Below are 23,073 nucleotides of genomic sequence, written 5' to 3' on the forward strand. Positions count from 1 at the left end.
GGAGGGTCAGGGCATGGTCGCGGGGTGCGCGACCGAGATCGGGGGGTGTGCGGTGTCCGCGTCGAGGTCGGTCGGCACGTCCATCGTGCTCGTCACCCCGCGGGCGGCCAGCAGGTCCGTGTCGCCGAGCCGGGAGCGGAGGACGACCTGCGGGCCGACGCCGTGCTCCTCGGCGACGGCGAGCCACGCGGCGGCGAAGCGTCCGCCGGGGGCGCAGTCGGCGCGGACACCGTCGAGGGGTGCGCCGTCCGGGGCGACGTCGTCGAGGACGAGCCCGACGGTGGGCCCGGCGGGAGCGGGGTAGGCGCCGTCGCCGAACGCGGTGGCCATGGCACGGAAGCGCTCCCCCGTCGGCTTCACCCGGCCGTCGTTCGTCAGGAGGCCGAGGTCGTACTCGAGTTCCGGGAAGTCGGCGAGGGACCGGGACACGTCGTGGGAGCACCACCACGTGACGCCGAGCAGGTGCTGCACGTCGAGGGCGTGCCGGATGGTCTGCTCGGTGAACGACGGTGCGTCGGCGACGTCGACCACGTTCGTCGGGGCGCCGACCTCCTGCAGCCAGTTCGGACGGGCGGGGTCGCGGTTCCAGGCGGCGGCGAGCTGCAGCAGGTACTCCCCGTGCCGCACGGACCCTGCTCCGAGGGCGCCGTGCACCGCCGCTGAGCCGTTGAACACCCACGAGTGCGTGACGGTGGCGTCACCGTGCTCCGCCGCGTGCTCCGGCCCGAAGGGCTGGGCGTCGTCGTACCAGGCGGCGTCGTACTGGGCGACGGTCACCAGCGGTGCCGGGGCCGACCCGCTGCCGGGGGCGACCGACGGGTCCGACGGACCCCGAGCCTCCCGGCCGGCGGACGCCAGCCCGGAGCGTGCCGCAGCGACCATCGCCGCCGCCCACGCGTGTCCCTGCTCCGCCGTGATCACGTGCGGGGCGGGGTGCGGGGCGTGCGCGAACTGGTTGACCTCGTTGCCGATCGTGATGCCGAGCAGGTTCGGTCGGTCCGCGACCGCGGCGGCGAGGGCCTTCACGTACGCGGCCGTGGACGCGACGACGTCCGGGTCGGTGAACAGGTTGCGCCGGTGCCACGAGTCGAGCCAGGACGGCAGGAAGTCGAAGCTCGACAGGTGTCCCTGCAGGGCGTCCACGTTGACGTCGAGGCCGAACGAGGCCGCGATGTCGACGACCCGGGCGACGTCGGCGAGCGCCTGCGGCCGGATGAGCGTCCGGTTCGGCTGGACGACCGGCCAGAGCGGGAAGATCCGCACGTGGTCGGCGCCGAGGCCCGCGATCGCCTGGAGGTCGCGGGCGGTGTCGTCCGCCGAGAAGTCGAGCCAGGAGTGGAACCAGCCGACCGACGGTGTGTAGTTGACGCCGAACCGCATCAGCCCTTCACACCGCCCTCTTCGACGCCCTTGAAGAAGAAGCGTTGCAGGACGGCGAAGATCACGGCGATCGGGATGAACGCGATCATGGTGCCGGCCGCGATCAGGCGTTGGTCGGTGCCGAACGTGCCGCGCAGGTACTCGAGCCCGACGGTCAGCGTCAGCTTGTCCGGGGACTGCAGGACGATGAGCGGCCAGAGGAAGTCGTCCCACGCGCCGATGAAGGCGAAGATCGCGATGACGGCGATCGTGCCCTGCACGGCGGGCAGCGAGATGTACCGCAGCCGCTGCCACGCGTTCGCGCCGTCCATCACCGCGGCCTGGTCGATCTCCTCGGGGATCTGCCGGAACGCGTTGAACATGAGCAGGACGTTGAGCGCGGCGATCATGCCGGGCAGGGCGACGCCGACCAGGCTGTCGGCCAGGCCGAGGTCCTTCACGGTGACGAACTGGGAGATGATCGTCGCCTCGCCGGGGAGCACGAGCGTCGCCAGGAACAGGCCGAGCACGGCCTTGCGGAAGCGCCACTGCAGCCGGGCGAGCGCGAAGCCGGCGAGGGTCGCGAACACGATGTTCCCGATCACGTCGATCGCGGCGACGATGAGCGAGTTGCCGATGTAGCCGAACACCGGGATGGCGTCGCCCACCCGGAGGTAGTTGCCGATCGTCGGCTGGCTCGGGATGAAGGACGGGTTCGCCGTGTAGATGTCCTCCCCCGGGCCCTTCAGCGAGGTGGAGAGCTGCCAGAGGAACGGCCCGATCGTGATGAAGAGCACCACGATGAGCAGGACGTAGCGGATCGCCTTCTCGCGGGTGGACATGACGCCCCAGACCACGCGGCGGCGCTTGCGGGGCGGCCTGGAGGCTCCCCCTCCGCCCGTCGCGCCGGTCACGTCCGGTGTCGGTGCGGCGGTGCCGGCGTTGCCGCCGATGGCCGGTTCGGTCGTCGTGTTCGTCATCGGTCCGCCTTGCTGTTCATCCGCGCGAGGGCGAGCATCGGGATGAGCGTCACGGCGAAGAGCAGGAGGCTCAGCGCGGACGCGTACCCGAGGTTGCCGGTGAACCCTCGTGCGTACTGCTGGATGAGCATGACGAGGGAGTTGTCCTGGCCGCCGGGTCCGCCCGTCCCGTTCGTCAGGATGTAGAGCTCGCTGAACACCCGGAGCGCGCTCACGCACACGAGGATGCCGACGAGGGTCAGGGTGCCGCGGACGCCGGGCATCGTGACCGACCAGAAGCGGCGGACCGAGCCGGCGCCGTCGAGTGCCGCTGCCTCGTGGAGCTCCTTGCCGACGTTCCCGAGGGCCGCCAGGAAGATGATCATGTAGTACCCGAGGCCCTTCCAGACCGTCAGGCTGATCGCGCTGAACAGCAGCAGCCACCGGTCGGTGAGGAACGGGATGCTGCCCTGCACGATGCCGAGCGACTGGACCATCTCGTTGATGACGCCACGGTCGTCGAGGATCCAGTTCCAGATCAGCCCGACGACCACGGCGCTGGCGATGACCGGCGTGTAGTACGCCGTGCGGAAGAAGGCGATGCCGGGCAGCTTCTGCTGCACGAGCACGGCCATGAGGAGCGGGAGGACCGTCAGGAGCGGCAGGCAGATCGCCATGTAGATGACACTGTTGAGCAGCGCCTCCCACACCTGCGGGTCGGCGAGCAGGGTCTGGAAGTTCTGCAGACCGACCCAGCGGCTGACCCCACCGAGCGGGCTGGCGTTGGTGAACGACAGCCGGACGGTGTTGATCGACGGCCAGAGGCTGAACGCGACGAGCCAGACGAGTGCCGGCAGGACGAGCAGCCACGGGGTGAACCAGCGGTTGGCGCGCATGGCGATCCTCCCTCTCTCTCTTCTTCGGGGCCGGATCAGCCGTTGGCGAGCAGGGTGTTCATCTTGGTCTGGGCCGTCTGCAGCGCCTTCTCGGGGGTCACGCCGCCCTTCATCGCCAGCGCGATCTGCTGGTCGAGGAAGTCGGTCATGGCCGAGTTGGCCTCGACCGGGTTGAGGTTCTTCGCCGTCTTCAGGGCGTCGTTGGCGAGCACGCGGGCCTTGCCCTCGACGGTGCCGTCGTCCTTCGAGAAGAACGGGTCGGACTGCGACGAGGTGGTCGACGGGAAGATGTTCACCAGGTGCGCGAAGGCCTCCTGGTTCTTGGCGTTCGTCATGAACGACGCGAGTGCTTCGGCCGTGGCCACGTGCTTGCTCTTCGCCGAGACGCTGAGGCCCTGCACGTACAGCGGCGGGTTGTCCAGCGCCGGGGAGACGACGATGTTGCCCTTGAGCGACGGGTTGTTCTTCTCGAAGTCCGTGATGGCCGTGGCCCCACCGGTGGTCCAGGCGACCTTGCCCTGCGTGAACAGGGTCGAGTTGCCGAGGTAGTCGGTGTTCAGGACCGAGGAGGGCATGAGGCCGTCCTTGTAGGCCTTGGCGTACTTGCTGATCAGGTCGGCGGCCTTCGACGAGTTCGCGAAGGTGAACTTCGTGCCCTTGTCGTTGATGATCTTCACGCCGGCGAGCGAGAAGTCGCTCAGGCCGGGCTTGCGGCTCATCAGGTAGTCGTCCGGGCACTTCTGGTGCATGGTCTCGGCCTGCGTGAACAGCTCGTCGGTGGTCTTCGGCGGGTTGGCCGGGTCGAGACCGCACTTGGTGAACATCGTCTTGTTCCAGTAGTCGATGTCGGTGTTGAGGTACCAGGGGTACCCGAACGTGCCCTCGACGCCCTTGTAGTCGTACGCCGCGAGCGCGCCCTTGACGTAGGTGCTCGAGAGCGTGCTGTCGTCCTTCGCGACGTCCTGCAGGAACCCGCGCTTGGCGAGCGGCAGGGCGATGTCCGGCGGCAGGTTGACGACGTCGGGCAGCGAGTTCGACGAGGCCTGGCTGAGCACCTTGTCCGCGTAGCCGTCGCCGGGCTGGTCGACGAGCTTGACCTTCGCGTCCGGGTACTTCTTCTCGAAGGCCTTCACGACGCCGTTGAGGTAGTCCGTGTAGCTCGGTGTGAGGGCCCAGGTCTGCAGGGTGATCGAGCCGGAGACGTCGTCGCCGCCGGTGCCCGAGGAGCTGCCACCGGCCGAGCAGCCGGTGAGTGCGAGTGCCGCTGCTGCGACCCCCGCGAGGACTGCGACGGCGCGACCCGTCGTCGTGCGTGTGGTGGTTCTCATCGCTGCGGACTCCTTCGTGCGTGCGGATGGTCGTGCTCGTCGCCGTAGGTCCAGATCTGCTGAACCGGTTCAGTTCCGACGGCCGGACGACGTGTGTGCCGCCGACTATCGACGAATAAAGCGCTATAGTCAAGCCCATGGCCAGCAAGCGCCGGACGACCATCGCCGACATCGCCGCGAAGGCCGGCGTGTCCATCAGCGCCGTCTCGTTCGCCCTCAACGACCGCCCCGGGGTGTCCGCGGCGACCCGGGAACGCGTGCGCGCCGTGGCCCGTGAACTCGACTGGCAACCGCACACCGCGGCACGTGCACTCGGCGGCGCGAAGGCCGGGTCGATCGGCTTCGTGCTGAACCGTCCGGCTCGCACGCTCGGCACCGAGTCGTTCTTCGGTGACCTGATCTCCGGCATCCAGCTCGGCCTCGCCGGCACCCACGTCGGCATGACCCTCCTCGTCGCCCGCGACGCCGACGAGGAGCTGCAGACCTACCGCGACTGGTGGAACGGCCACCGGGTCGACGGCGTGATCGTCATCGACCCGCGGCACGACGACGCTCGGCTCCGGCTGCTCGACGAGCTCGGCATGCCCACCGTCGTCGTGGGGTCGCACCCGTCCCCTCCCGGAGCTGCTCCCACGGTCTGGATCGACGACTCCGACGCCACCACCACGGTCCTCCGCTACCTGCACGCCCTCGGGCACCGTCGCATCGCCCACGTCGCCGGGCGCCCGGAGTTCGAGCACACCGCGATGCGCATCGACCGGCTGCGGGACTTCGCCGCGGCCGAGGGGCTCGACGCCGCCGAGTCCATCCCGACCGACTACTCCGCCGAGAACGGTGCGGCGGCCACCAGGGACCTGCTCTCCCGCAGCGTCCGCCCGACCGCCATCGTGTTCGACAACGACGTGCTCGCGGTCGCGGGCCTCGGCGTCGCGAGCGAGATGGGCGTCCGGGTGCCCGCCGACGTCTCGATCGTGTCGTTCGACGACTCCGCGATGATCCGGCTGGTGCGCCCCGCGATCACCTCACTCACCCGTGACACCGTCGAGCTCGGCCAGCGCGCCGCCACCCTCCTGCGCGCACAGATCGACGCCGACGACCCGCTGCCGTCACTGCCCGGCCCCCTGCTCACGCTGAGCGTGCGCGAGTCCACGGGCCGCATCGCCCACTGACCCCTCCGTTGTCCAGCACCCAGCGCCCACTGCCCACCGGTCTCCTTCTCCGGTCGTGACGGATCTGGTCGGCGATCCTCGAGGATCGCGAACCGGATCCGTCACGGCGGGATCTGAACGTCGCCGCACGGCCCGACCCCCGACGGTTTCGCTTCTCGCTCGTGACGAATCTGGTCGGCGATCCTCGGGGATCGCGAATCGGATTCGTCACGGCGGAAACGAAATTCCAGTGCGGGGCGGAGATGCGCGCAGGACAGACCAGTGGCGGTGGGCGCGGCGGCCGGGTCGGCAGCGTCGGGTGCGGCGACAGAACCGGTCAGGGTGGGATCGGGATGTCCGGGGGTGATCGGTTGAGGCGGGATGTCGTCCGCTCGACCCGCCGCAGGACACGGTGCATCGCGGCGACGGACGGGTACCCGTGGTCGGCGGCGACGCGGCCGGGCGGCGTGCCCTCGGACAGCGCTGCGCGGACGGGCAGCGTGCGGAACCAGCGGGCGAACTCGTCGGGGGTCAGGCCGGTGGCGGCGCGGAAGCGTCGGAGGAGCGTCGACGGCGACACCCGGACCCGGGCGGCGAGTTCGGGGACGGTCGGGGGCGGGGTGACCTCGAGGTCGGCGATCGCGTCGATCGCGCGCGTCAGGCTGTTGTCGTGCAGGACCGGAGGGCGCCAGGCACCCAGCACGGTGAGGACGAGCATCCGCGCGAGGGCGTCCTGGTACGGGCCCGGCCAACGGCGGTGTCCCTGCTCGTCGAGGTGCTCCAGGGTCCGGCGGAGGTCGTCGCCGGGGTCGGGGCGCCACACGGTCGTGAAGCAGTCCGGCAGGGCGACGGCCTCGGGCATGAGCGGTCCGAACGTCGCCGTGCCGTGGTGCACGCCCGTCAGGACCATCGCGACGCCGAGGCCCCAGTCCGGACACGTGCCGGAGACGGTCGGCGGCGGGTGGGCGTGCTCGTCGGTCCCCATCCAGGCCGCGGCACCGGGCGCGAGGAGTGCGGCCGTGCCGGGCTCGAGGCACTCGGACTCCTGGCCGCGGCCCACCCAGACCCGCCGCCACCGCGTGGCGACCCAGACGTGGTGGTGGCGATCCGGCGGGTACCGGAGGGTCCAGGCGGAGTCGGGATCAGCCTCCAGTTCGGCGGTGTGGGTGACGTCGAGACCGACGGCACCGATGAGGGCGCGGAGCGCATCAGCCATCCACCCAGCGTGACCGACCCGCGGAACCCGCCGACCGTCACGTGACGATCTGTGGAGAGCGGGTCAGCGCACCTCGGCTGTGGACCAGAGGTACCGGGCGCCGGCGCCGACCGGGCGGACGAGCGGTCCGACGAACAGCAGGGCGGCGGTCAGGAAGGCGACGGCCTGGCCGAGCGCGGGGAACGTGAACAGCAGGGTGAGCAGCTCCTGGGAGGCGCCGGGCAGCGTGCCGAACCAGATGGTCAGTCCGCCCACGAGCCAGACGGCTCCGGCCACGGCGATGACCCAGCCCGCAGCCCGCGCGGCACCCGTGCTCCGGCGCAGGACCATCACACCGAACGCGATGACCAGGGCCTGGGACGCGAGCGACAGGATCGAACCCACCGCGAACGAGGCGGCCCCGAGCGGGAGCCAGGTGAGCGCGAAGCACAGCACCGACAGCGCGAAGCCGAGCGCTGCCCGGTCGTGTCGACGTCGGGCTGCGAGGGCGACCACGACCGCCGCGATCCCGCCGACCACGGCCCCCGCGGTGCGCATCGGCGGCTCGAGGTACCACCCCGTGGACACGACGAGACCGGCCACCCCCGTGAGCGCCGGTGCGAGCGCCGCCACCACCCCGGCGAGCGCGATCCACTGTTCCTGCCTGTTCGTCGTCATCGACCCCATGCGCCCAGGGTAGGGCTAACCCCACCCGGAGTCCGGGAGGGGGCAGGATGGGGCGGAGCGTCGGACCTCGCGATGCTGGATCCATGACCGACACCGACCGTCTCGACCAGGCCATCACCGTGCCGTTGGACGACGCAGTACCACCCGGAGCCACCACGCCCATGCCCGACCTGCCCAGCACGAGCACCGGCGACGACGACGTCCCGCCGACGACGAACGCGCGGCAGTTCTACCGTGAGGCCTGGCGCCGGTTCCCCCGTGACTTCGGGTACATGGCGCTGACGGCGGTGCTGCTCTGCACGCTCTACTTCGCGTTCCCCGCGGCGGTGCTCGGTGGCGGGTTCCGTGACCTGTTCAACCCGTTCGTGCTGCTGATGTTCTTCATCGCGCTGTTCATCGCGCGGTGGCTCGGGCAGTTCGAGCGCCTCCGCATCTCGTGGGCGGACCCGCGGCCGATCCGTCCGGTCGACTGGACCCCGCGGTGGCAGCAGAACTGGTGGACGCGCACCGGTTCGGCCGTCGCGAACCCGCACTACTGGCTGTACCTGCTGCACGCTGCGGTCGTCTACCCGCTCGCGGCCCTCGTCACGGTCGGCGCCGGTGCACTGCTGGTCGTCGGCTTCTTCGGCCCGTTCGTCGCCGGCTTCACGGCCCTGCGCTACGGCTGGCAGGTAAACCAGTGGCTGATGGTGAACAGCCTGGACCAGGGCTGGGCGTGGGGCCTCGGCTTCGCGGCGTGCGTCGTGAGCGTGGTGGCCTCGGTCGTGCTCCTCCCGCTGTGGTCCCGCGGCTCGGTCACCGCGCACTACTGGATCGACTTCGGGCTGCTCGGTGGCTTCCGCGCCGAGGTGCTCGAGCAGCGCGTGGCCGGCCTGCAGGCCTCCCGCGCCGGTGCGGTCACCGCCGAGGGCCAGGCACTCCGACAGATCGAGCGGGACCTGCACGACGGACCCCAGCAGCGGCTCGTCCGGCTGCGGATGGACCTCGCTGCTGCCGAGCGGGCGTTCGAGAAGGACCCGGCGGCGTCGAAGCAGCTCATCGCCGAGGCATCGGAGCACGCCAAGGACGCCCTCGACGAGCTCCGGGCGCTGTCCCGCGGCTTCGCCCCGCCGATCCTGCTCGACCGCGGGCTCGTCGCCGCCCTCGAGGCCCTGGTCGCCAGGACCCCTATCCCCGTCGGCCTCGACGTCCGCCTGCCCGACGGGCTGCAGCTCGCGACCGAGATCCAGCGCAACGTGTACTTCACGGTGTCCGAGCTGCTGACGAACACGACGAAGCACGCCGGCGCCTCGACGGCCGGGGTCTACCTCGGGCTCTCCGTCGACGCGTCCGGGGTCTGGTACCTCATGGTCAGCGTGACCGACGACGGTGTCGGTGGTGCGAGGACCCGCGAGGGGCATGGCATCGAGGGCCTCATGGGCCGGATGCAGTCCCTCGACGGCGAGCTCACGGTGTCGAGCCCCGCCGGCGGACCGACCGAGGCCACCGCGCGGATCCCACTCGGTGCACTGAACGGGGTCCCGACTCCCGCAGCACGATGAGGACGGTGCCCTCCCACTAGGGTGGGGAGCATGACCGACGGCCCGGATGCAGCACGCATCCGGGCCGTCGTCGTCGACGATGCCGTCCTGATCCGCGAGGGCCTGTCCCGCGTCCTGCTCGAAGCCGGCATCGACGTCGTTGGGCAGTACCCCGACGCGACGTCCTTCCTCGCGACGCTCCCGGACGCCGCCCCCGACGTCGTCGTGATGGACGTCCGCATGCCGCCGACGTTCACCGACGAGGGCGTCCGCGCCGCCGTGGAGACCCGACGCCTGGCACCGGGCACCGGGGTGCTCCTGCTGTCGCAGTACGTCGAGGCCACCTACGCCGAGGACGTCCTGGCGTCCGGCACCGCCGGCATCGGCTACCTGCTCAAGGACCGCGTCACGCGGCTCGAGGAGATCGACGACGCCGTGCGCCGCATCGCCGCCGGCGGCACCGTCCTCGACCCCGAGGTCGTGACGCAGCTGATGAGCCGTCGTCGCGACCCGATCGCCGCGCTGACGCCCCGCGAGCGCGACGTCCTCGGGCTGATGGCCGAGGGACGCACGAACGCCGCCATCGCCCGCGCGCTCGTCATCGGCACCGGCGCGGTCGAGAAGCACGTGTCGAGCATCTTCGCGAAGCTCGGCCTCGAGGACACCGGCGAGGACCACCGCCGCGTGCTCGCCGTCCTCGCCTACCTCGGATGACCCGTGTCCCGGCACCGGTCCTGGCGTTCGCCGCGATCGTCTCCGTGCAGCTCGGCGCCGCCGTCGCGAAGACCCGCTTCGACGAGGTCGGCTCGGTCGGCGCGGCGACGCTCCGCCTGGTGATCGGTGCGCTCGTCCTCGCCCTCGTGGTGCGGCCCCGCGTCCGGCACTGGGACCGCGCGCAGTGGACCGGTGCCGTCCTGCTCGGGCTGGCGCTCGGCGGCATGAACGTCTTCATCTACCTGGCGTTCGCGACGATCCCGATCGGCGTCGCCGTGACTATCGAGTTCCTCGGGCCGCTCACGCTCTCGCTCGTGCACACCCGACGCTGGCGTGACGTCCTCTGGGCGGTGCTGGCGCTCGCCGGGGTCGTGCTCCTCGGCGTGGGCCCCTCCGCCATCACCGAGCTCGGGGGCGTGGCCTGCGCGGTCGCCGCCGCCGCGTGCTGGGCCGGCTACATCGTGATGAACCGGCACGTGGGGGCGCTCGTCCCGGGCGTCGACGGTCTGGCGGTGTCCATGCTCGTCGCGATGGTGGTGTCGCTGCCGTTCGGCCTGCACACCGCGGTCGACGGCGTCGTGGCCGACCCGACGCTCCTCGTCGTGTTCGGCGCCGTCGCCGTGCTGTCGAGCGTGCTGCCCTATGCCCTCGAGATGCTCGCGCTGCGCCGGATGCCGACGCGGGTGTTCGGCGTGCTGCAGAGCCTCGGTCCGGCGGTGGCGGCGCTCGCCGGGCTGCTCGTGCTGCACGAGGCCCTGTCACTCGTGGAGGTGGTGGCGCTCGCGTGCGTCACCACGGCGAGCGTCGGCGTGACGGTCTACTCGGCGCGGAGGAAGTCGGCGTAGGTCGGTTCATGCGCGTCGCCGGAGAGCAGGGCGGGGTCGTTGACCCGGCGCTCGACGTAGGCGGCGATGACTTCGGGCGGGGTGAGCACGTGTGCCACCCAGGACGGCACCTCATGACGGGTCACGGCGCCTCCTTCCGGTCGGGACACTCGCGGGACGGATGTCTTGATCGTCGAGAATCTTCGCGAACCCCGACTGCATGAACGATCCCGCGCCGCCGAGGCCCCTGTCAACCGGGTGCGCTATCCGGAGTCCGGTGCACGCGCCCGGCGGTCGGCGTCGACCCGCAGCACCCGGTGCTTGACCGCCGACCGCCACACCCAGGCCTGCGCCTGCTGACCGAACTGCGCCCACTCGACGAGCACGGCGTCGCGGGTCCAGCTCTTCGCGAACGCCTTCACCCGGACGTGGAACGTCGGGAACTGCACCCACGCCCAGACCGGCATCGGGGTGACCGCGTGGCAGACGTCCGGCCCCCGTGCGTCGTCCGAGAGCGTGTAGGCATGCGGACGTTCGACCTCCGGGTGCTCCGGGGGCTGCCACCGGTTCTCGCGACGCCGTCCCACCGGATCATTCGAACGTGTGTTCGAACGAACGTCAAGTCCGGTGCGCCCCGGCGGACACCCTGGAGGCTCGGATCGGCGTGTCGACGTCAGCCTCCGACCGAGGATCCCGCCCGGAGGCGCGGGGTGACGGATCCGGTTCGCTCGCCTCGGGATCTACGAACCAGATCCGTCACGCGCGAAGCCGGATGGACCCCTCCGGTGGCCGTACCGTGGCCGTCCGCCGATCGACGGGGTCACCGCTCCAGCGCAGTGCGGGCGCGCCGCGCCCGCCGCGCCCGACACCTGATCGCGCTGCGGCCGGTGACGGATTCGGTTCGCTCGCCTCGGGATCTACGAACCAGATCCGTCACGCGCGGAACGGACTGGACCCGTCCGGTGGCAGCCCAGTGGCCGTCCGCCGATCGACGGAGTCACCGCTCCAGCGCAGTGCGGGCGCGGCGCGCCCGCCGCGCCCGACACCTGATCACGCTGCGGCCGGTGACGGATCCGGTTCGCTCGCCTCGGGATCCGCGAACCGGATCCGTCACGCGCGAAGCCGGATGGACCCCTCCGGCGGCCGTCCCGTGGCCGTTCGGTGGCCGTCCGGCGATCGACCGTGTCACCCCTTCGGTGCAGTGTGGGCGCCGCGGGCGCGTCGAGCGCCACGCGTGATCGCGCTGCGGCCGGTGACGGATCCGGTTCGCTCGCCTCGGGATCTACGAACCAGATCCGTCACGCGCGAAACCGGATGGACCCCTCCGGCGGCCGTCAGGGGGCCGTTCGGTGGCCGTGCGGTGGCCGTCCCGGGATCGACGGGGCCACCGCTCCAGCGCAGTGCGGGTGCGGTGCGCGTGCTGCGCGCTACGCGTGACACGGGATCTCGCTGCGGCCGGTGACGAATCCGGTTCGCTCGCCTCGGGGTTCGCGAACCGGATCCGTCACGCGCGCGAACGAGAAGCGTCCGGCCCCGGGCAGGTCTGGGCAGGGCCGGACGCGAGGGGCGCGGCGGGGCGGGGCGGGGCAGACCGGGCGGTCAGGACGCGAGTGCGGCCAGGCGGGCGGCGCGGCGGAGCGCCTGCTCCTCGGGGTCCGGGACCGGAGCGGCCTGGATGAGGCGTCGGGTGTACGGGTCCTCGGGCGCGCGGAGGATCGCGTCGCACGTCCCCTGTTCGGCAACGCGCCCCTGGTGCAGGACGACGACGCGGTCGCACAGTGTGTCCACCACGGCGAGGTCGTGCGTCACGAACAGGCAGGCGAAGCCGAGGCGTTCCTGCAGCTCGCGGAAGACGTCGAGTACCCGGGCCTGCACCGACACGTCGAGGGCACTCGTGGGCTCGTCGGCGATGAGCAGCGCCGGGTCCAGGGCGACGGCGCGGGCGATCGCGACGCGCTGGCGCTGGCCGCCGGAGAGCTCGTGCGGGTAGCGCTCGCGGAATCCGCCGTCGAGCCCGACGTCCGACAGGAGCCGTTCCACGCGGGTCTCGGTGTCCGCGGCGGACAGCCGGAGGATCTGCCGGAGGGGCTCCGCGACGGTCTGCCCCACCGTGTACCGGGGGTTGAGGGAGCGCAGCGGGTTCTGGAAGACCACGCCGACGCGGCGTCGCATGCTCCGGCGCTCCGCACGTCCGGCACCGGCGAGGTCGATGCCGTCGACGGACACCGAGCCGGCGGTGATCGGGGCGAGTCCGACGGCAGCGCGGCCGATGGTGGTCTTGCCGCTGCCGGACTCCCCCACCAGGCCGACGATCTCGCCGCGGCCGACGGTGAACGACACGTGGTCGACCGCTCGGAAACGACGGCGCAGCGCACCGCCGTACTCCACCACGAGGTCGCGGACGTCGAGGACGGTCGACGGCAGGGGCGTGGCGGGGCCGAGGGGAGCCTCCCGGCCGTCGACGGCACCCAGCCGCGGGACCGCGGCCAGCAGCTCGCGCGTGTAGTCGGCGGTCGGCGCCGCGAAGACGGCGACGGCGGTGCCGGACTCGACCACCTGGCCACGGCGCATCACGACGACCCGGTCGGCGATGTCGGCGACGACGCCCATGTCGTGCGTGATGAGCAGGATCGCGGTGCCGGTGCGCTCCCGGAGCGCCCGCAGCACGTCGAGCACCTCGGCCTGCACGGTGACGTCGAGCGCGGTCGTGGGCTCGTCGGCGATGAGCAGGTCGGGGTCGGCGGCGAGCGCCATCGCGATCATCACGCGCTGGCACTGGCCACCGGACAGCTCGTGCGGGTACTGCCCCAGGCGGCGCTCGGGCTCGGGGACCTCGACGGCGCGCAGGAGCTCCAGCGCCCGGGCCCTGACCGTCGCACGGTCAGTGGAGGCGTCGGCGCGGCGGACGGCCTCGGCGAGCTGGAACCCGATGGTGAAGACGGGGTTCAGGGCGGCGGAGGGGTCCTGGAAGATCATCGAGACGGTGCGGCCGCGGACCTCGCGGAGGTGCTGCTCGCCGGAGCTGAGCACGTCGACGCCGCCGATCCGGATCGCGCCGGTGGCGACGGCGCCGTCGGGGGCGATGCCCATGGCGGTCATCGCGGTCATGCTCTTGCCGGAACCGGACTCCCCGACGACGGCGACGACCTCACCACGGCCGACGGTGAAGGAGGCGTCGTCGACGGCGCGGACCACCTCGCCCTCGACGTCGAACGTGACGGTGAGGTGGTCGACGACGAGGACGTCCTCGCGCGGCTCGGTCATGGTGTTCCCGTCCCTGGTGCGTCGTCGCCCGTGTCGCGGGCGGCCTTGAAGGCCTCCCAGTCCTCGAGCATCTTGCGGTGGTGGCCGTGCAGCCACTGCATGTAGTCGCGCCCGTTGCGCAGGCGCTCGCGGACGGGGGCGTCCACGTCGCCGGGGCCGGTGTGGCCGTCCTGTTCGACGACGGCGAGCCCGCGGGCGATGATGTCCCGCTGCCGGTCGAGGTACTTCCGCTCACTGGCCAGCCAGCTGCCCCACACGTCGGTCTCGGCGCGGAAGTAGTGGCTCCGCTCCCCCGGCACGGTGTGGCGTTTGACGAAGCCGGAGTCGACGAGCCGCCTGGTCGCCATCGACACCGACCCCGAGCTCGCCCCGAGGGCCGCCTGCAGGTCGGCGGAGGACGAGTACGGGGCGCGGGTCATGATGAGGTAGCCGAGCACCCGGGCGTCGGTGAGGGGCATGCCCGCGCCGTCGCCGAGCATCAGCGCGAACTCCTCGACGAACGCCTGGCGCACCGGGTCCAGGACGCGGTCGTCGGTCGTGACGGTCTGCTGCTGCTCGGTCATGGTGGTCCCCTCGTCGATCCGTGGTCCGCGCCAGGCTATGCGAGCCCGGCCGCGACCTCCGGAGCCTCGTCGGGGATCGACCACGGCTCCTCGCTCATGCCGCCGCTGCCGCGGATGCCGGTGACGGTGCCGTCGGCGTCGCGGGCGAACACGATGTCCTCGTCGACGGAGCCGAAGCGGTTGCCGTGGGTCATCCGGAGCGTGTCCGCGTCGACGACCTCGAGCCGGGTGGGCGACTCCACCGGGTCGGGGCCGGAGGGGTCGATCGCGAGCAGCCGGTCCCCGACCCTGGCGATGTCGGTGACACCCCAGGGGTTGGCGTAGCGGCCGGTGTAGCGCGCGGCGACGTCCTCAGGGACGACCGCGCCGGGCGCTGCCGAGTCGGCAGCGGCGTCGAGCAGGTTCACGATCCCGGTCGCCAGGAGCGTCGCGGGGCCGGCGGCCGAGCTCGTCATCACGGACACGACCAGGCCGGACTCGGGGTCGAACAGCGACTGGGTGATGTGACCGGGGAAGCCGCCGGAGTGGCCGCGGACCTCGCGCCCGTTGATCCGGTCGACGATGAAGCCGGCACCGTAGCCGCGGGCTGCCGGGTCGTCGTCGGACGCGCTCCACGACTTCCGCTGCGCGAGGCGCTTGGAGTGGTCGCTCAGCAGCTCGCCCTGCCCGAGCACGTGCGCGGAGAAGTACTTCACGAGGTCGGACGCGGTGCCGTGGAACCCGGTCGCCGCGGCCATCGCCCGGGTGTCGACGTGGGCGATGCGCTGCCGGTGCCGTGCGACGTGGAAGCCGGAGTAGCCGACCACGAAGTCGTCCTCGCGCGACGGGTCCCAGTCGGGTCCGGTGTTCCGGAGGCCGAGCGGTTCGACGATCTCCTGGCGCACGAAGTCGTTGTAGCTCCGACCGGACGCCGCGGCGATGACGAGCCCGAGGAGCGAGTACCCGAGGTTGGAGTAGTTGAACGAGGAGCCCGTCGGCACCTTCTGCCCGCGGTCGAGCACCAGCGCGAGGAGCTCGTCCTCGTCCGGGAACGGCCGGGCGAGGGACCAGTAGTCGCCGTCGTGGCCGTCGCGGATCACGCCGGCGCCCATCTCCATCAGCTCGCGGACGGTGGCGTCGGCGATCGGCGACCCGCCCTCGACGAGTGCGGGGACGTACGTGCCGACGGTGTCGTCGAGCCGCAGGGAGCCCCGCTCGGCGAGGAGCAGCAGCGCCGTCGACGTGAAGGTCTTGGAGTGCGAGGCGATCCGGAACAGGTCGTTCGTCGTCAGGCGGCGGCCGGCCTCGACGTCGGCGTGGCCCCACGCCTCGGAGAACAGCTCCTCGCCCTTGTAGCCGATCGCGACCTGCACGCCGGGCACCCGCAGCTGCCAGACCTTGTACGCGACCCAGTCGCGGATGGTGGGCAGCGTCGTGCGGTAGGCGGTGCGGGTGGCCTCGGTGTCGGTCACGGTGGTTCCTTTCACGAAGAGCAGGGGGTTCGAGTCTGGCGTCAGCGGCGACGCGGGTCGAGTGCGGCCCGCAGGGTGTCACCGAGCGCGATGACGGCGAGCACCGTGACGGCGAGGAACGCCGCGGGTGCGACGAGCATGTGCGGGGCGCGGAGGAACTGGCTGGTGGCGGCGGAGAGCTGCAGGCCCCAGGAGATCGCCGGGCTCTCGAGCCCGATGCCGAGGTAGGTCAGCGACGACTCGGACACGATGACGCCGCCGACGGTGATCGTGGCGAGGACGAGCAGCGGCGAGATCGACGACGGCAGCACGTACCGCGTGGTGATCCGCCACGTGGAGAGCCCCATCGTCCGGGCGGCCAGGACGAACTCGGCGTTCCGGACACCGCGGACGCTCGACCGGACGAGCCGCGCCATCGTCGGCCACCCGAACAGCGCGAGCACGAGCGACACGGTGAGCACGGACCGCTCCCCGACGCTGTTCAGCACCACGACGGCGCCGAGCAGGAACGGGAACCCGAGGAACACGTCGGTCAGGCGGGCGAGCACGGCGTCGACCCAGCCGCCGACCATGCCGGCGACGGTCCCCACGACGACGGCGACCATGCCCGCGAGCACGGTGGTGAGCACCGCGACGGCGATCGACGAGCGGGTGCCGTACACGACGTTGGCGTACACGTCGCAGCCCTGCAGGTCGAAGCCGAACGGGTGCCCGGCGGCCGAGCCGTCCCCGCTCCGGCCGAGGTCGCACACGCGCGGGTCGCCGTGGCCGAACAGCCCGGCGAAGAGCTGCGGGAATGCGGCGATCGCGAGCACGAGCACGAGGACCGACGCGGGCACCCAGAACCCCGGGGTGCGGGCGGCTGCGGCGAGGGGGCGGCGCTTGACCCCGACGACGGGGTCGACGGTCGCGGCGAGGTCGGAGGTGGTCATGCGGCGGCTCCCGATCGGACGCGCGGGTCGAGGGCGGCGTGCAGCAGGTCGACGAGCACGCTCGTGACGAGGAACACCAGGATGAGGGCGGTGGAGATCCCGACGACGACGGCGCCCTCGTGCGAGCGGATGCCCTGGAACAGCAGGTTCCCGACGCCCGGCAGGTTGAAGATGCCCTCGATGATCACCGTGCCGCCCATCAGGTAGCCGAGGTCGGTCGCCAGGTACGTCGCGGTCGGGATGAGCGAGTTGCGCATCACGTGCACCCCGACGACCCGGCCGGGCGTCAGGCCCTTCGCGCGGGCGGTCCGCACGTAGTCGGCGTCGAGCGTCTCGATCATCGAGGTCCTGGTCAGCCGGGACACCGCGGCGAGACCGAACAGCGCGATGACGAACGCGGGCAGCACGTACGCGGTCGGCCAGCCGGCAGTGGCGCCCGCGACGGGGAACCAGTGCAGCCGGACCGAGAACACGAGCTGCAGGGCGACGCCGAGCACGAAGACCGGGACCGCGCCGACGACGATCGTGCCGACGAGGACGGTCTTGTCGAGCACCGTGCCGAGCTTGAGCGCCGACAGCACGCCGAGCCCGATGCCCAGCACGATCTCCAGCGCCCACGCGGTGAGTGCGAGCGTGATCGTCACCGGCCAGCGCGAGGCCATCTGCGCTGCGACCGGCTGCCCGGTGAAGTCGGTGCCGAAGTCGCCGCGGAACAGCCCGCCGACGTACTGCACGTACTGCAGCCAGAGCGGCTGGTCCAGGTGGTACTCGGCCCGGAGCGCCCGCACGACCGAGTCGCTGAGCGGCCGGTCACCGCCGAGCGCCTTGATCGGGTCGCCTGGCAGCGCGAAGGTCATCGCGTAGATCAGGAAGGTCACCCCGAGGAAGACGATGACCAGGCCGCCGAGTCGCCGGCCGACGGCGAGCGTCGGACGCATCACGCGCCTCCCGGCATGCCCACGGACACCGGACGGGAGGCTCGTGTCGGGTCCGCCACGTGGCTCGCGCAGGCGAGGATCGCCCCGTACTGCACCCCCACCAGCTTCCCCACCGGGATCGGCGCGGCGTCGGTCACCGCGTCCGCCTGCCAGAGCGCGTACCGCTCGGCCAGGTCGTCGCGGAGCCGCCGGAGCGGCGCGGACGCCGTGCCGGCGGTGGTCTCCGCCTCGAGTGCGCGGAGGAGCATGCCGCCGTAGCGGAGCCGGAAGCAGCGCACCAGGTCCTCGCAGCCGAAGCGCTCGGCGACGGTGGCCATCCGGTCCGCCGGCTCACGTTCGGCGCGGGCGCGGTCGGTCTCCGGCGTCGCGGTGAGCATCGGGATGAAGGCGCGCGAGCCTTGCAGGAACGGCGTCGCGATCGTGAGCATCGGCGACGCGGTGTCGAGGACCCGCTGGAGCTCGGCCCCGGAGCCGCCGAGGTCGTCCGCGCACCGCCGGAGGAGGTCCGCGTAGGACTCGTCGGTCGGGGTCTGGTCGTCGGCGTCGGGGTGGCTCCAGTACGGCAGCTCGGCCACCATGCACAGTGCGCCGTGCCGGAGGGCCCACGCGGCGCTGGACGCCCCGTGGATGTGCTCGGCGGGGTCGACGCCGAGGCCCTCGAGGTAGTCGTGGACCTCCTCGACGCCGTCCATCGCGAACACCGCCGGGGCCAGCTCGCGCAGGTGCGGCGACTCCGGCTCCCCCGTGTCGAGCGGCAGCCCGAGCGCCCGGGGCACCGCGTGCAGCACGTCGATGACGTCGGGCAGGTCCTCGGAGAGGTAGTAGTAGACGCCGCCCATCTCCCCGTTGTGCAGACTCACCAGGAGGTCCGGTTCGGTGTCGTCGATGAGCCGCATGAAGGCGAGCGTCTCCGGCAGCACCTGGTCGAAGTACACCGACTTGTGGTTGTTCGGGAACGTCCACTCCACCTGGCTGTCCGGGGCGGGCCGATAGAAGTGCCGGGAGTAGAAGACCCGGTCGTACGGGTCGTGGAACCAGGCCTCGTTGAGCCGCATGCCGTCCGGGTCGATCGTCGGGACGATGTGCCAGGTGACGTCGAGCGCGGTCGCGTCCCGGTCGTCGCCGAGCATCGTCTCGGCGAGGTGCAGCGCCGTCCACGAGCCGATCGGTTCGTTCGGGTGCACGCCGCCGACGATGACGGCGGCGTGCGACCCGGTGCCGATGCGGTAGCTGTGCAGCGGTTCGCCGAGGCGGCTGGTGCCGATCCTGGTGACCGTGACCCGGTCCGGGTGGGCCGCGGCGAGCGCGTCGAACCGGGCGTGCAGGTCGTCGACGAGCGGGAAGCCGTCGCGGTCGGGGACCTCGCGGACGAGCCGCAGTATGGTGTCGCTGTCCATGCGGTGCCCTACTTCACGGCGATCTGAGCGATCACCGGGCTGCCGGCGACCGCGGGGAGCTTCGCGATCTTGTCGCTGGTCACGTACGAGTACTTGTCGAAGAACGTGGGGACGACCGGGAAGTCCTCGAGCACGGCCTCCTGCGTCTTCGTGTAGTACTCGTTCGCCTCGGCCTGGGTGCCGGCGGAGTCGGCCTTCGCGAGCAGCGAGTCGACCTCGTCGTCCTGGTAGTACCCCGTGCAGGGTGCGCAGCCGCCGGCCGTGGTGAACAGGGCGCGGAGGGTGTTCTGCTGGCTGATGTAGAGCGCACCCCAGTGGCCGAAGTGCGGGCCCTTGACGGTCTTGTCCGTCAGCTCGGAGTAGTACGAGGCCCAGTCGGTGGTGGCCTTCGCCTCGGCGTCGACCCCGAGGTTCTGGCGGATCTGGTTGGCGTACGCCTGGTACAGCGAGTCGAGGCCGTTGCCGCCCGGGTAGACGAGCTCGATGGTGCCGTCGAACCCGCCGGCCTTCGCCAGGAGCTGCTTGGCCGCTGCCGGGTCGAACTCGCAGGCGTCGCCGCAGATGCCCTCCTTCGTCCCGGACATCGACGGCGGGGTGAGCGCGGTCGCGGGGTCGTACAGGCCGCCGTAGATGGCCTTGTTGACCTGGTCGCGGTCGATCGACATGGAGATCGCCCGGCGGACGTCGGGGTCGGAGTAGCGCTGGTCCCAGAGCGGGAAGCCGAGGTAGTCGATGCCGGGGGCGTCGAAGGAGTGCAGCCGGTCGCCGAAGTCGTCCTTGGCGCTCGTCATCTTGTCCGTCGGCAGGAAGAGCACGTCCGCGTTGCCGGCGAGGACGTCGGTGTACGCGGTGTTCATGTCGGAGTAGCTGCGGAACGTGACGTTCGGGGTCGCGGGCTTCGTGCCCTCGTAGCCCTTCCGGGCCGTGACGGTGAACTCCTGGTTCGCCTTCCAGGCCTTCGCCATCTCGTACGGGCCGTTGCCGATCGGCTTCTTGTCGTACGCCTTGAGGTCGTCGTACGCGGCGGACGGCATCGGGTAGAACGCCGTCTGCGCCTGGCTGAGCTGCAGCGGGAACTGGCTGTCCGCGTGCGTCAGCGTGACCGTGAAGGTGTCCTTGCCGGTGACCTTCAGCCCCGACATCTCCTTGGTCGTCGGGGTGCCCTTCGCCGGGTTCAGGTCCGAGTACCCGACGATCGACGCGAGCTGGCCGCTGTTCTCCCAGGCGTTCGGGCCGTAGGCGACGTGGTTCCAGGCCTTGACGTAGCTCTCGGGGGTGACGGCCTCGCCGTTCTGGAACTCCCACCCGTCGCGGAGCGTGATCGTCCACGTGGTGGCGTCGTCGCTCTCGACGCTCTTCGCGGCGACGTCGTGGAGCTCGCCCTTCGCGTCCGTCTGGGTCAGCGGGGCGAACAGGCTCATCACCTGGTCGAAGGCGACCGTCTGCCGACCGGGCGTCAGGTGGTCGGGCTCACCGGTGGCGTACACCAGGCTCGCGTCCGCGGCGGAGTCGGCGCTGCCGCCCGCCGAACAGCCGGTCGCCACCAGGGCCACCGTGGCAGCCGCGGCGAGCGCGGCGATCGTCCTGCGTCGCATGGACAACTCCTTCGATCGGGTGCGTCCGGTCCACTGCCCGGTCGTCGTTGTCCGGAAAGCTAGGCCCGGTCGAATCCCGACCGCAAGGCTTCTTTCAATCGCCTCTGAAACTTTTACCAGGCAGAAACACCCGCGAAACGACACCTGTCGCGCGGCCCTGGACCGGTGTGCCACGCTCGGGACATGCGCCACACACCGCACTTCCTGATGACCGACGTCGCCGAGGTGAAGCGGCTCGTCGACGACAACCCGTGGGCGACGATCGTGTCGCACACGGACGCCGGACTCGTGGCCTCGCACTACCCCTTCGTGCTCGAGGCGCCCGGTCCCGACGAGGACCCCGACCAGCTCGTGCTCGTCTCGCACGTCGGACGCCCGGACGAACAGGCCCACGAGCTCGGGCAGCACGAGGTGCTCGTCATCGTGCAGGGGCCCCACGGGTACGTCTCCCCCGCCTGGTACCCCGCGGCGCAGTTCGTCCCGACGTGGAACCACGTCACCGCGCACCTCTGGGGGACGCCGGAGCTCCTGTCCGACGAGGAGAACTTCCGCGTCCTCGGCGAACTCGTCGACCACTTCGAGCGGGTGATGCCCGACCCGGTCTCGCTGCAGGTCGACGAGGACACCGCCAGGCGGATGGCGAAGGGCACCGTGGGGATCCGCATCCGGGTCGCCCGCTTCGACGCCCGCGCCAAGCTCTCGCAGAACAAGGCCCCGGCCGTGGTCGCCGACGTCATCGCCGGGCTGCGTGGCGACGGGCCCTACGCCTCACCGGCGCTCGCCGCCGAGATGGAGCGGGTGCACGAGACCACGGAAGGACGGGAGGCACGATGAGCGACATCCTGCTCCGCACCGTCCGGCGCGTGGGCACCGCTGGAGCCCCCGCCGACGTCCGCATCGCCGACGGCGTCGTCACCACGATCGCCCCGGCCGGCACGCTGGCGCCGACGGGCCCCGACACCGAGGTCGTCGACGCCGGCGGCGCCTGGCTCGGCCCCGGGCTCGTCGACCACCACACGCACTTCGACCAGTGGGCGCTCGTCCGCCGGCGCGTCGACGTCACCGGCTGCGACTCCGCCGAGGCGACCGCCGGCCTCCTCGCCGACGTCGCCCGCACCGGGGTGGCGGACGCCGTCCTCGTCGGTCACGGCTACCGCGACGGTCTCTGGCCGCGCCCCGCCCGACGCGCGCTGCTCGACGCGGCCACACCGAGCCTCCCGACGGTCGTCATCAGCGCGGACCTGCACGCCGTCTGGTGCAGCACCAGCGCGCTCGCCCACTTCGGCCGGGTCCTCGGGCGGCCGCTCGAGACCGGGGAGGACGGCGTCCTGCGCGAGCAGGACGCGTTCGACGTCACCGGCGCGCTGTCCAGCGTGCCGGACGCCGTGCTCGACGGCTACGTCGCGGACGCTGCCGAGGCCGCTGCCGCCCGCGGGGTGACCCGCGTCGTCGACCTCGAGATGCGCTTCGGGCTGGACCGCTGGGTCCGACGGATCCACGGCGGGACGGACGCGCTCCGCGTGGCCTCCGGCGTGTACGCGACGGAGCTGCCCGACGTCATCGCCCGCGGACTCCGCACCGGCGACGTCGTCGAGGGCACCCGCGGCCTGCTCACGATGGGGCCGTTCAAGGTGATCACCGACGGTTCCCTCGGCACCAGGACCGCCGCGCTCGTGAACGGTGAGGGCGTGCTGGCGTGGGCCTTCGACGACCTCGTCGCGATCACCCGCCGAGCCGTCGACGCCGGACTCACACCGGCGGTCCACGCCATCGGCGACCGGGCCAACACCCTGGCGCTCGACGTCTTCGAGGCCGTCGGCACCCGCGGCACGATCGAGCACGCGCAGCTGCTGGTGGACACCGACGTCGAGCGGTTCGCCCGGCTCGGTGTGGCCGCGTCGGTGCAGCCGGAGCACGCGATGGACGACCGGGACATCGCGGACCGGCACTGGGCGGGCGACACCGACCGGGCCTTCGCGTTCGCGTCCCTGGTCCGTGCTGGGGCCCAGGTGCTCCTCGGGTCGGACGCCCCCGTCGCGCCGCTCGACCCGTGGGTGTCGCTCGCCGCGGCCGTCGGGCGGGACCGTGACGGCCGCGAGCCGTGGCACCCCGCCGAGCGGATGTCGGCGCTCGCGGCCTGGCGGGGCTCGACGGACGGACGGGTCGCCGTGGCCGTGGGGGACGTGGCGGACCTCGTGCTCACCGAGGCGGACCCGCTGGCCGCGTCCTCGGCTGCGCTGCGGTCCATGCGGGTGCTGGGCACCGCGATCGCCGGGCGGTGGACGCACCTGGACCTGTGACGG

At 71.8% G+C, this 23,073-nt stretch carries 21 protein-coding genes; 6 read left to right on the forward strand and 15 right to left on the reverse strand.

All coding sequences use genetic code 11. The features are described 5' to 3' along the window. Window positions 1-6: 6 nt before the first annotated feature. From OXR63_RS13590 to OXR63_RS13605, 4 genes are read right to left on the reverse strand one after another with little or no spacing between them, the layout of a single operon-like run. Complete coding sequence (locus OXR63_RS13590; protein ID WP_267424106.1) at window positions 7-1,380, reverse strand: glycoside hydrolase 5 family protein; 1,374 nt, start codon at window positions 1,378-1,380, stop codon at window positions 7-9. Continuing rightward, a complete protein-coding gene (locus tag OXR63_RS13595; RefSeq protein ID WP_267424107.1) occupies window positions 1,380-2,339 on the reverse strand; it encodes a carbohydrate ABC transporter permease in 960 nt (319 codons plus the stop codon). Before OXR63_RS13595 ends, OXR63_RS13590 begins: the two co-directional genes overlap by 1 nt. Next, window positions 2,336-3,214 carry a carbohydrate ABC transporter permease gene (locus OXR63_RS13600; RefSeq protein ID WP_267424108.1) on the reverse strand — a complete coding sequence of 293 codons (879 nt, stop codon included), beginning with the start codon at window positions 3,212-3,214 and terminating at the stop codon, window positions 2,336-2,338. The genes OXR63_RS13595 and OXR63_RS13600 overlap by 4 nt, the downstream gene beginning before the upstream one ends. A 35-nt stretch (window positions 3,215-3,249) precedes the next feature. Next, a complete protein-coding gene (locus tag OXR63_RS13605) occupies window positions 3,250-4,542 on the reverse strand; it encodes an ABC transporter substrate-binding protein (protein ID WP_267424110.1) in 1,293 nt (430 codons plus the stop codon). 137 nt (window positions 4,543-4,679) lie between these two features. Here OXR63_RS13605 and OXR63_RS13610 point away from each other — a divergent pair, with 137 nt between their 5' ends. Next, window positions 4,680-5,711, forward strand: a complete 1,032-nt coding sequence (locus tag OXR63_RS13610) for a LacI family DNA-binding transcriptional regulator (protein WP_267424111.1) — start codon at window positions 4,680-4,682, stop codon at window positions 5,709-5,711. 316 nt (window positions 5,712-6,027) lie between these two features. On the opposite strand, the gene OXR63_RS13615 is transcribed toward OXR63_RS13610, so the two are convergent. Further along, window positions 6,028-6,906, reverse strand: a complete 879-nt coding sequence (locus OXR63_RS13615; RefSeq protein ID WP_267424112.1) for an AraC family transcriptional regulator — start codon at window positions 6,904-6,906, stop codon at window positions 6,028-6,030. Between the two features lie 63 nt (window positions 6,907-6,969). Next, window positions 6,970-7,572, reverse strand: a complete 603-nt coding sequence (locus OXR63_RS13620) for a hypothetical protein (RefSeq protein ID WP_267424113.1) — start codon at window positions 7,570-7,572, stop codon at window positions 6,970-6,972. Window positions 7,573-7,655: 83 nt separating this feature from the next. On the opposite strand from OXR63_RS13620, the gene OXR63_RS13625 reads away from it, so the two are divergent. The 3 genes from OXR63_RS13625 to OXR63_RS13635 are packed head-to-tail and all read left to right on the forward strand — an operon-like array spanning window position 7,656 to window position 10,651. After that, on the forward strand, window positions 7,656-9,113 hold the full coding sequence (locus OXR63_RS13625) for a sensor histidine kinase (RefSeq protein WP_267424115.1): 1,458 nt from the start codon (window positions 7,656-7,658) through the stop codon (window positions 9,111-9,113). A 30-nt stretch (window positions 9,114-9,143) separates the two neighbouring features. Continuing rightward, window positions 9,144-9,806: a response regulator transcription factor gene (locus tag OXR63_RS13630; protein ID WP_267424117.1), complete on the forward strand. Its 663-nt coding sequence runs from the start codon at window positions 9,144-9,146 to the stop codon at window positions 9,804-9,806. Further along, entirely contained in the window at window positions 9,803-10,651 is an 849-nt protein-coding gene (locus tag OXR63_RS13635; RefSeq protein WP_267424119.1) for an EamA family transporter, read from the forward strand. Before OXR63_RS13630 ends, OXR63_RS13635 begins: the two co-directional genes overlap by 4 nt. On the opposite strand, the gene OXR63_RS13640 is transcribed toward OXR63_RS13635, so the two are convergent. The 9 genes from OXR63_RS13640 to OXR63_RS13680 form a co-directional block, all read right to left on the reverse strand. Further along, window positions 10,624-10,776, reverse strand: a complete 153-nt coding sequence (locus OXR63_RS13640) for a hypothetical protein (protein WP_194660692.1) — start codon at window positions 10,774-10,776, stop codon at window positions 10,624-10,626. The genes OXR63_RS13635 and OXR63_RS13640 overlap by 28 nt on opposite strands. 117 nt (window positions 10,777-10,893) lie before the next feature. Then, window positions 10,894-11,217, reverse strand: coding sequence for a hypothetical protein (locus OXR63_RS13645; RefSeq protein ID WP_267424120.1), 324 nt, complete (start codon window positions 11,215-11,217; stop codon window positions 10,894-10,896). Between the two features lie 1,012 nt (window positions 11,218-12,229). After that, the gene (locus OXR63_RS13650; RefSeq protein WP_267424121.1) at window positions 12,230-13,894 is read right to left on the reverse strand and encodes a dipeptide ABC transporter ATP-binding protein; all 1,665 of its coding nucleotides are present in this window, start codon (window positions 13,892-13,894) and stop codon (window positions 12,230-12,232) included. Then, the gene (locus tag OXR63_RS13655) at window positions 13,891-14,457 is read right to left on the reverse strand and encodes a GbsR/MarR family transcriptional regulator (RefSeq protein ID WP_194629023.1); all 567 of its coding nucleotides are present in this window, start codon (window positions 14,455-14,457) and stop codon (window positions 13,891-13,893) included. Before OXR63_RS13655 ends, OXR63_RS13650 begins: the two co-directional genes overlap by 4 nt. Before the next feature lie 35 nt (window positions 14,458-14,492). Further along, a complete protein-coding gene (locus OXR63_RS13660; protein ID WP_267424126.1) occupies window positions 14,493-15,908 on the reverse strand; it encodes a serine hydrolase in 1,416 nt (471 codons plus the stop codon). Between the two features lie 41 nt (window positions 15,909-15,949). Then, on the reverse strand, window positions 15,950-16,840 hold the full coding sequence (locus tag OXR63_RS13665; RefSeq protein WP_267424127.1) for an ABC transporter permease: 891 nt from the start codon (window positions 16,838-16,840) through the stop codon (window positions 15,950-15,952). Further along, the gene (locus tag OXR63_RS13670; RefSeq protein WP_267424129.1) at window positions 16,837-17,778 is read right to left on the reverse strand and encodes an ABC transporter permease; all 942 of its coding nucleotides are present in this window, start codon (window positions 17,776-17,778) and stop codon (window positions 16,837-16,839) included. Before OXR63_RS13670 ends, OXR63_RS13665 begins: the two co-directional genes overlap by 4 nt. Further along, window positions 17,778-19,175: a M14 family zinc carboxypeptidase gene (locus OXR63_RS13675; RefSeq protein WP_267424131.1), complete on the reverse strand. Its 1,398-nt coding sequence runs from the start codon at window positions 19,173-19,175 to the stop codon at window positions 17,778-17,780. The genes OXR63_RS13670 and OXR63_RS13675 overlap by 1 nt, the downstream gene beginning before the upstream one ends. A gap of 8 nt (window positions 19,176-19,183) precedes the next feature. Next, a complete protein-coding gene (locus tag OXR63_RS13680; RefSeq protein WP_267424133.1) occupies window positions 19,184-20,770 on the reverse strand; it encodes a peptide ABC transporter substrate-binding protein in 1,587 nt (528 codons plus the stop codon). Window positions 20,771-20,953: 183 nt separating this feature from the next. Between OXR63_RS13680 and OXR63_RS13685 the strand changes: the two genes are divergently transcribed. Together OXR63_RS13685 and OXR63_RS13690 are read left to right on the forward strand one after the other, a co-directional pair. Then, the gene (locus OXR63_RS13685; RefSeq protein ID WP_267424135.1) at window positions 20,954-21,604 is read left to right on the forward strand and encodes an FMN-binding negative transcriptional regulator; all 651 of its coding nucleotides are present in this window, start codon (window positions 20,954-20,956) and stop codon (window positions 21,602-21,604) included. Beyond that, complete coding sequence (locus OXR63_RS13690) at window positions 21,601-23,070, forward strand: amidohydrolase (protein ID WP_267424137.1); 1,470 nt, start codon at window positions 21,601-21,603, stop codon at window positions 23,068-23,070. Before OXR63_RS13685 ends, OXR63_RS13690 begins: the two co-directional genes overlap by 4 nt. The last annotated feature ends 3 nt before the right edge of the window (window positions 23,071-23,073 follow it).

It is taken from the genome of Curtobacterium sp. GC_Cur_3, assembly GCF_026544205.1.
In the GTDB taxonomy this organism is placed as follows: domain Bacteria; phylum Actinomycetota; class Actinomycetes; order Actinomycetales; family Microbacteriaceae; genus Curtobacterium.

Bases quoted from the DNA above. Each gene is read 5' to 3' on its own strand.
- OXR63_RS13670 (WP_267424129.1), bottom strand. From the start codon at position 17,778: ATGCGTCCGACGCTCGCCGTCGGCCGGCGACTCGGCGGCCTGGTCATC.
- OXR63_RS13630 (WP_267424117.1), top strand. From the start codon at position 9,144: ATGACCGACGGCCCGGATGCAGCACGCATCCGGGCCGTCGTCGTCGAC.
- OXR63_RS13605 (WP_267424110.1), bottom strand. From the start codon at position 4,542: ATGAGAACCACCACACGCACGACGACGGGTCGCGCCGTCGCAGTCCTC.
- OXR63_RS13600 (WP_267424108.1), bottom strand. From the start codon at position 3,214: ATGCGCGCCAACCGCTGGTTCACCCCGTGGCTGCTCGTCCTGCCGGCA.
- OXR63_RS13615 (WP_267424112.1), bottom strand. From the start codon at position 6,906: ATGGCTGATGCGCTCCGCGCCCTCATCGGTGCCGTCGGTCTCGACGTC.
- OXR63_RS13655 (WP_194629023.1), bottom strand. From the start codon at position 14,457: ATGACCGAGCAGCAGCAGACCGTCACGACCGACGACCGCGTCCTGGAC.
- OXR63_RS13650 (WP_267424121.1), bottom strand. From the start codon at position 13,894: ATGACCGAGCCGCGCGAGGACGTCCTCGTCGTCGACCACCTCACCGTC.
- OXR63_RS13625 (WP_267424115.1), top strand. From the start codon at position 7,656: ATGACCGACACCGACCGTCTCGACCAGGCCATCACCGTGCCGTTGGAC.
- OXR63_RS13675 (WP_267424131.1), bottom strand. From the start codon at position 19,175: ATGGACAGCGACACCATACTGCGGCTCGTCCGCGAGGTCCCCGACCGC.
- OXR63_RS13610 (WP_267424111.1), top strand. From the start codon at position 4,680: ATGGCCAGCAAGCGCCGGACGACCATCGCCGACATCGCCGCGAAGGCC.
- OXR63_RS13590 (WP_267424106.1), bottom strand. From the start codon at position 1,380: ATGCGGTTCGGCGTCAACTACACACCGTCGGTCGGCTGGTTCCACTCC.
- OXR63_RS13620 (WP_267424113.1), bottom strand. From the start codon at position 7,572: ATGGGGTCGATGACGACGAACAGGCAGGAACAGTGGATCGCGCTCGCC.
- OXR63_RS13595 (WP_267424107.1), bottom strand. From the start codon at position 2,339: ATGACGAACACGACGACCGAACCGGCCATCGGCGGCAACGCCGGCACC.
- OXR63_RS13665 (WP_267424127.1), bottom strand. From the start codon at position 16,840: ATGACCACCTCCGACCTCGCCGCGACCGTCGACCCCGTCGTCGGGGTC.
- OXR63_RS13635 (WP_267424119.1), top strand. From the start codon at position 9,803: ATGACCCGTGTCCCGGCACCGGTCCTGGCGTTCGCCGCGATCGTCTCC.
- OXR63_RS13685 (WP_267424135.1), top strand. From the start codon at position 20,954: ATGCGCCACACACCGCACTTCCTGATGACCGACGTCGCCGAGGTGAAG.
- OXR63_RS13680 (WP_267424133.1), bottom strand. From the start codon at position 20,770: ATGCGACGCAGGACGATCGCCGCGCTCGCCGCGGCTGCCACGGTGGCC.
- OXR63_RS13690 (WP_267424137.1), top strand. From the start codon at position 21,601: ATGAGCGACATCCTGCTCCGCACCGTCCGGCGCGTGGGCACCGCTGGA.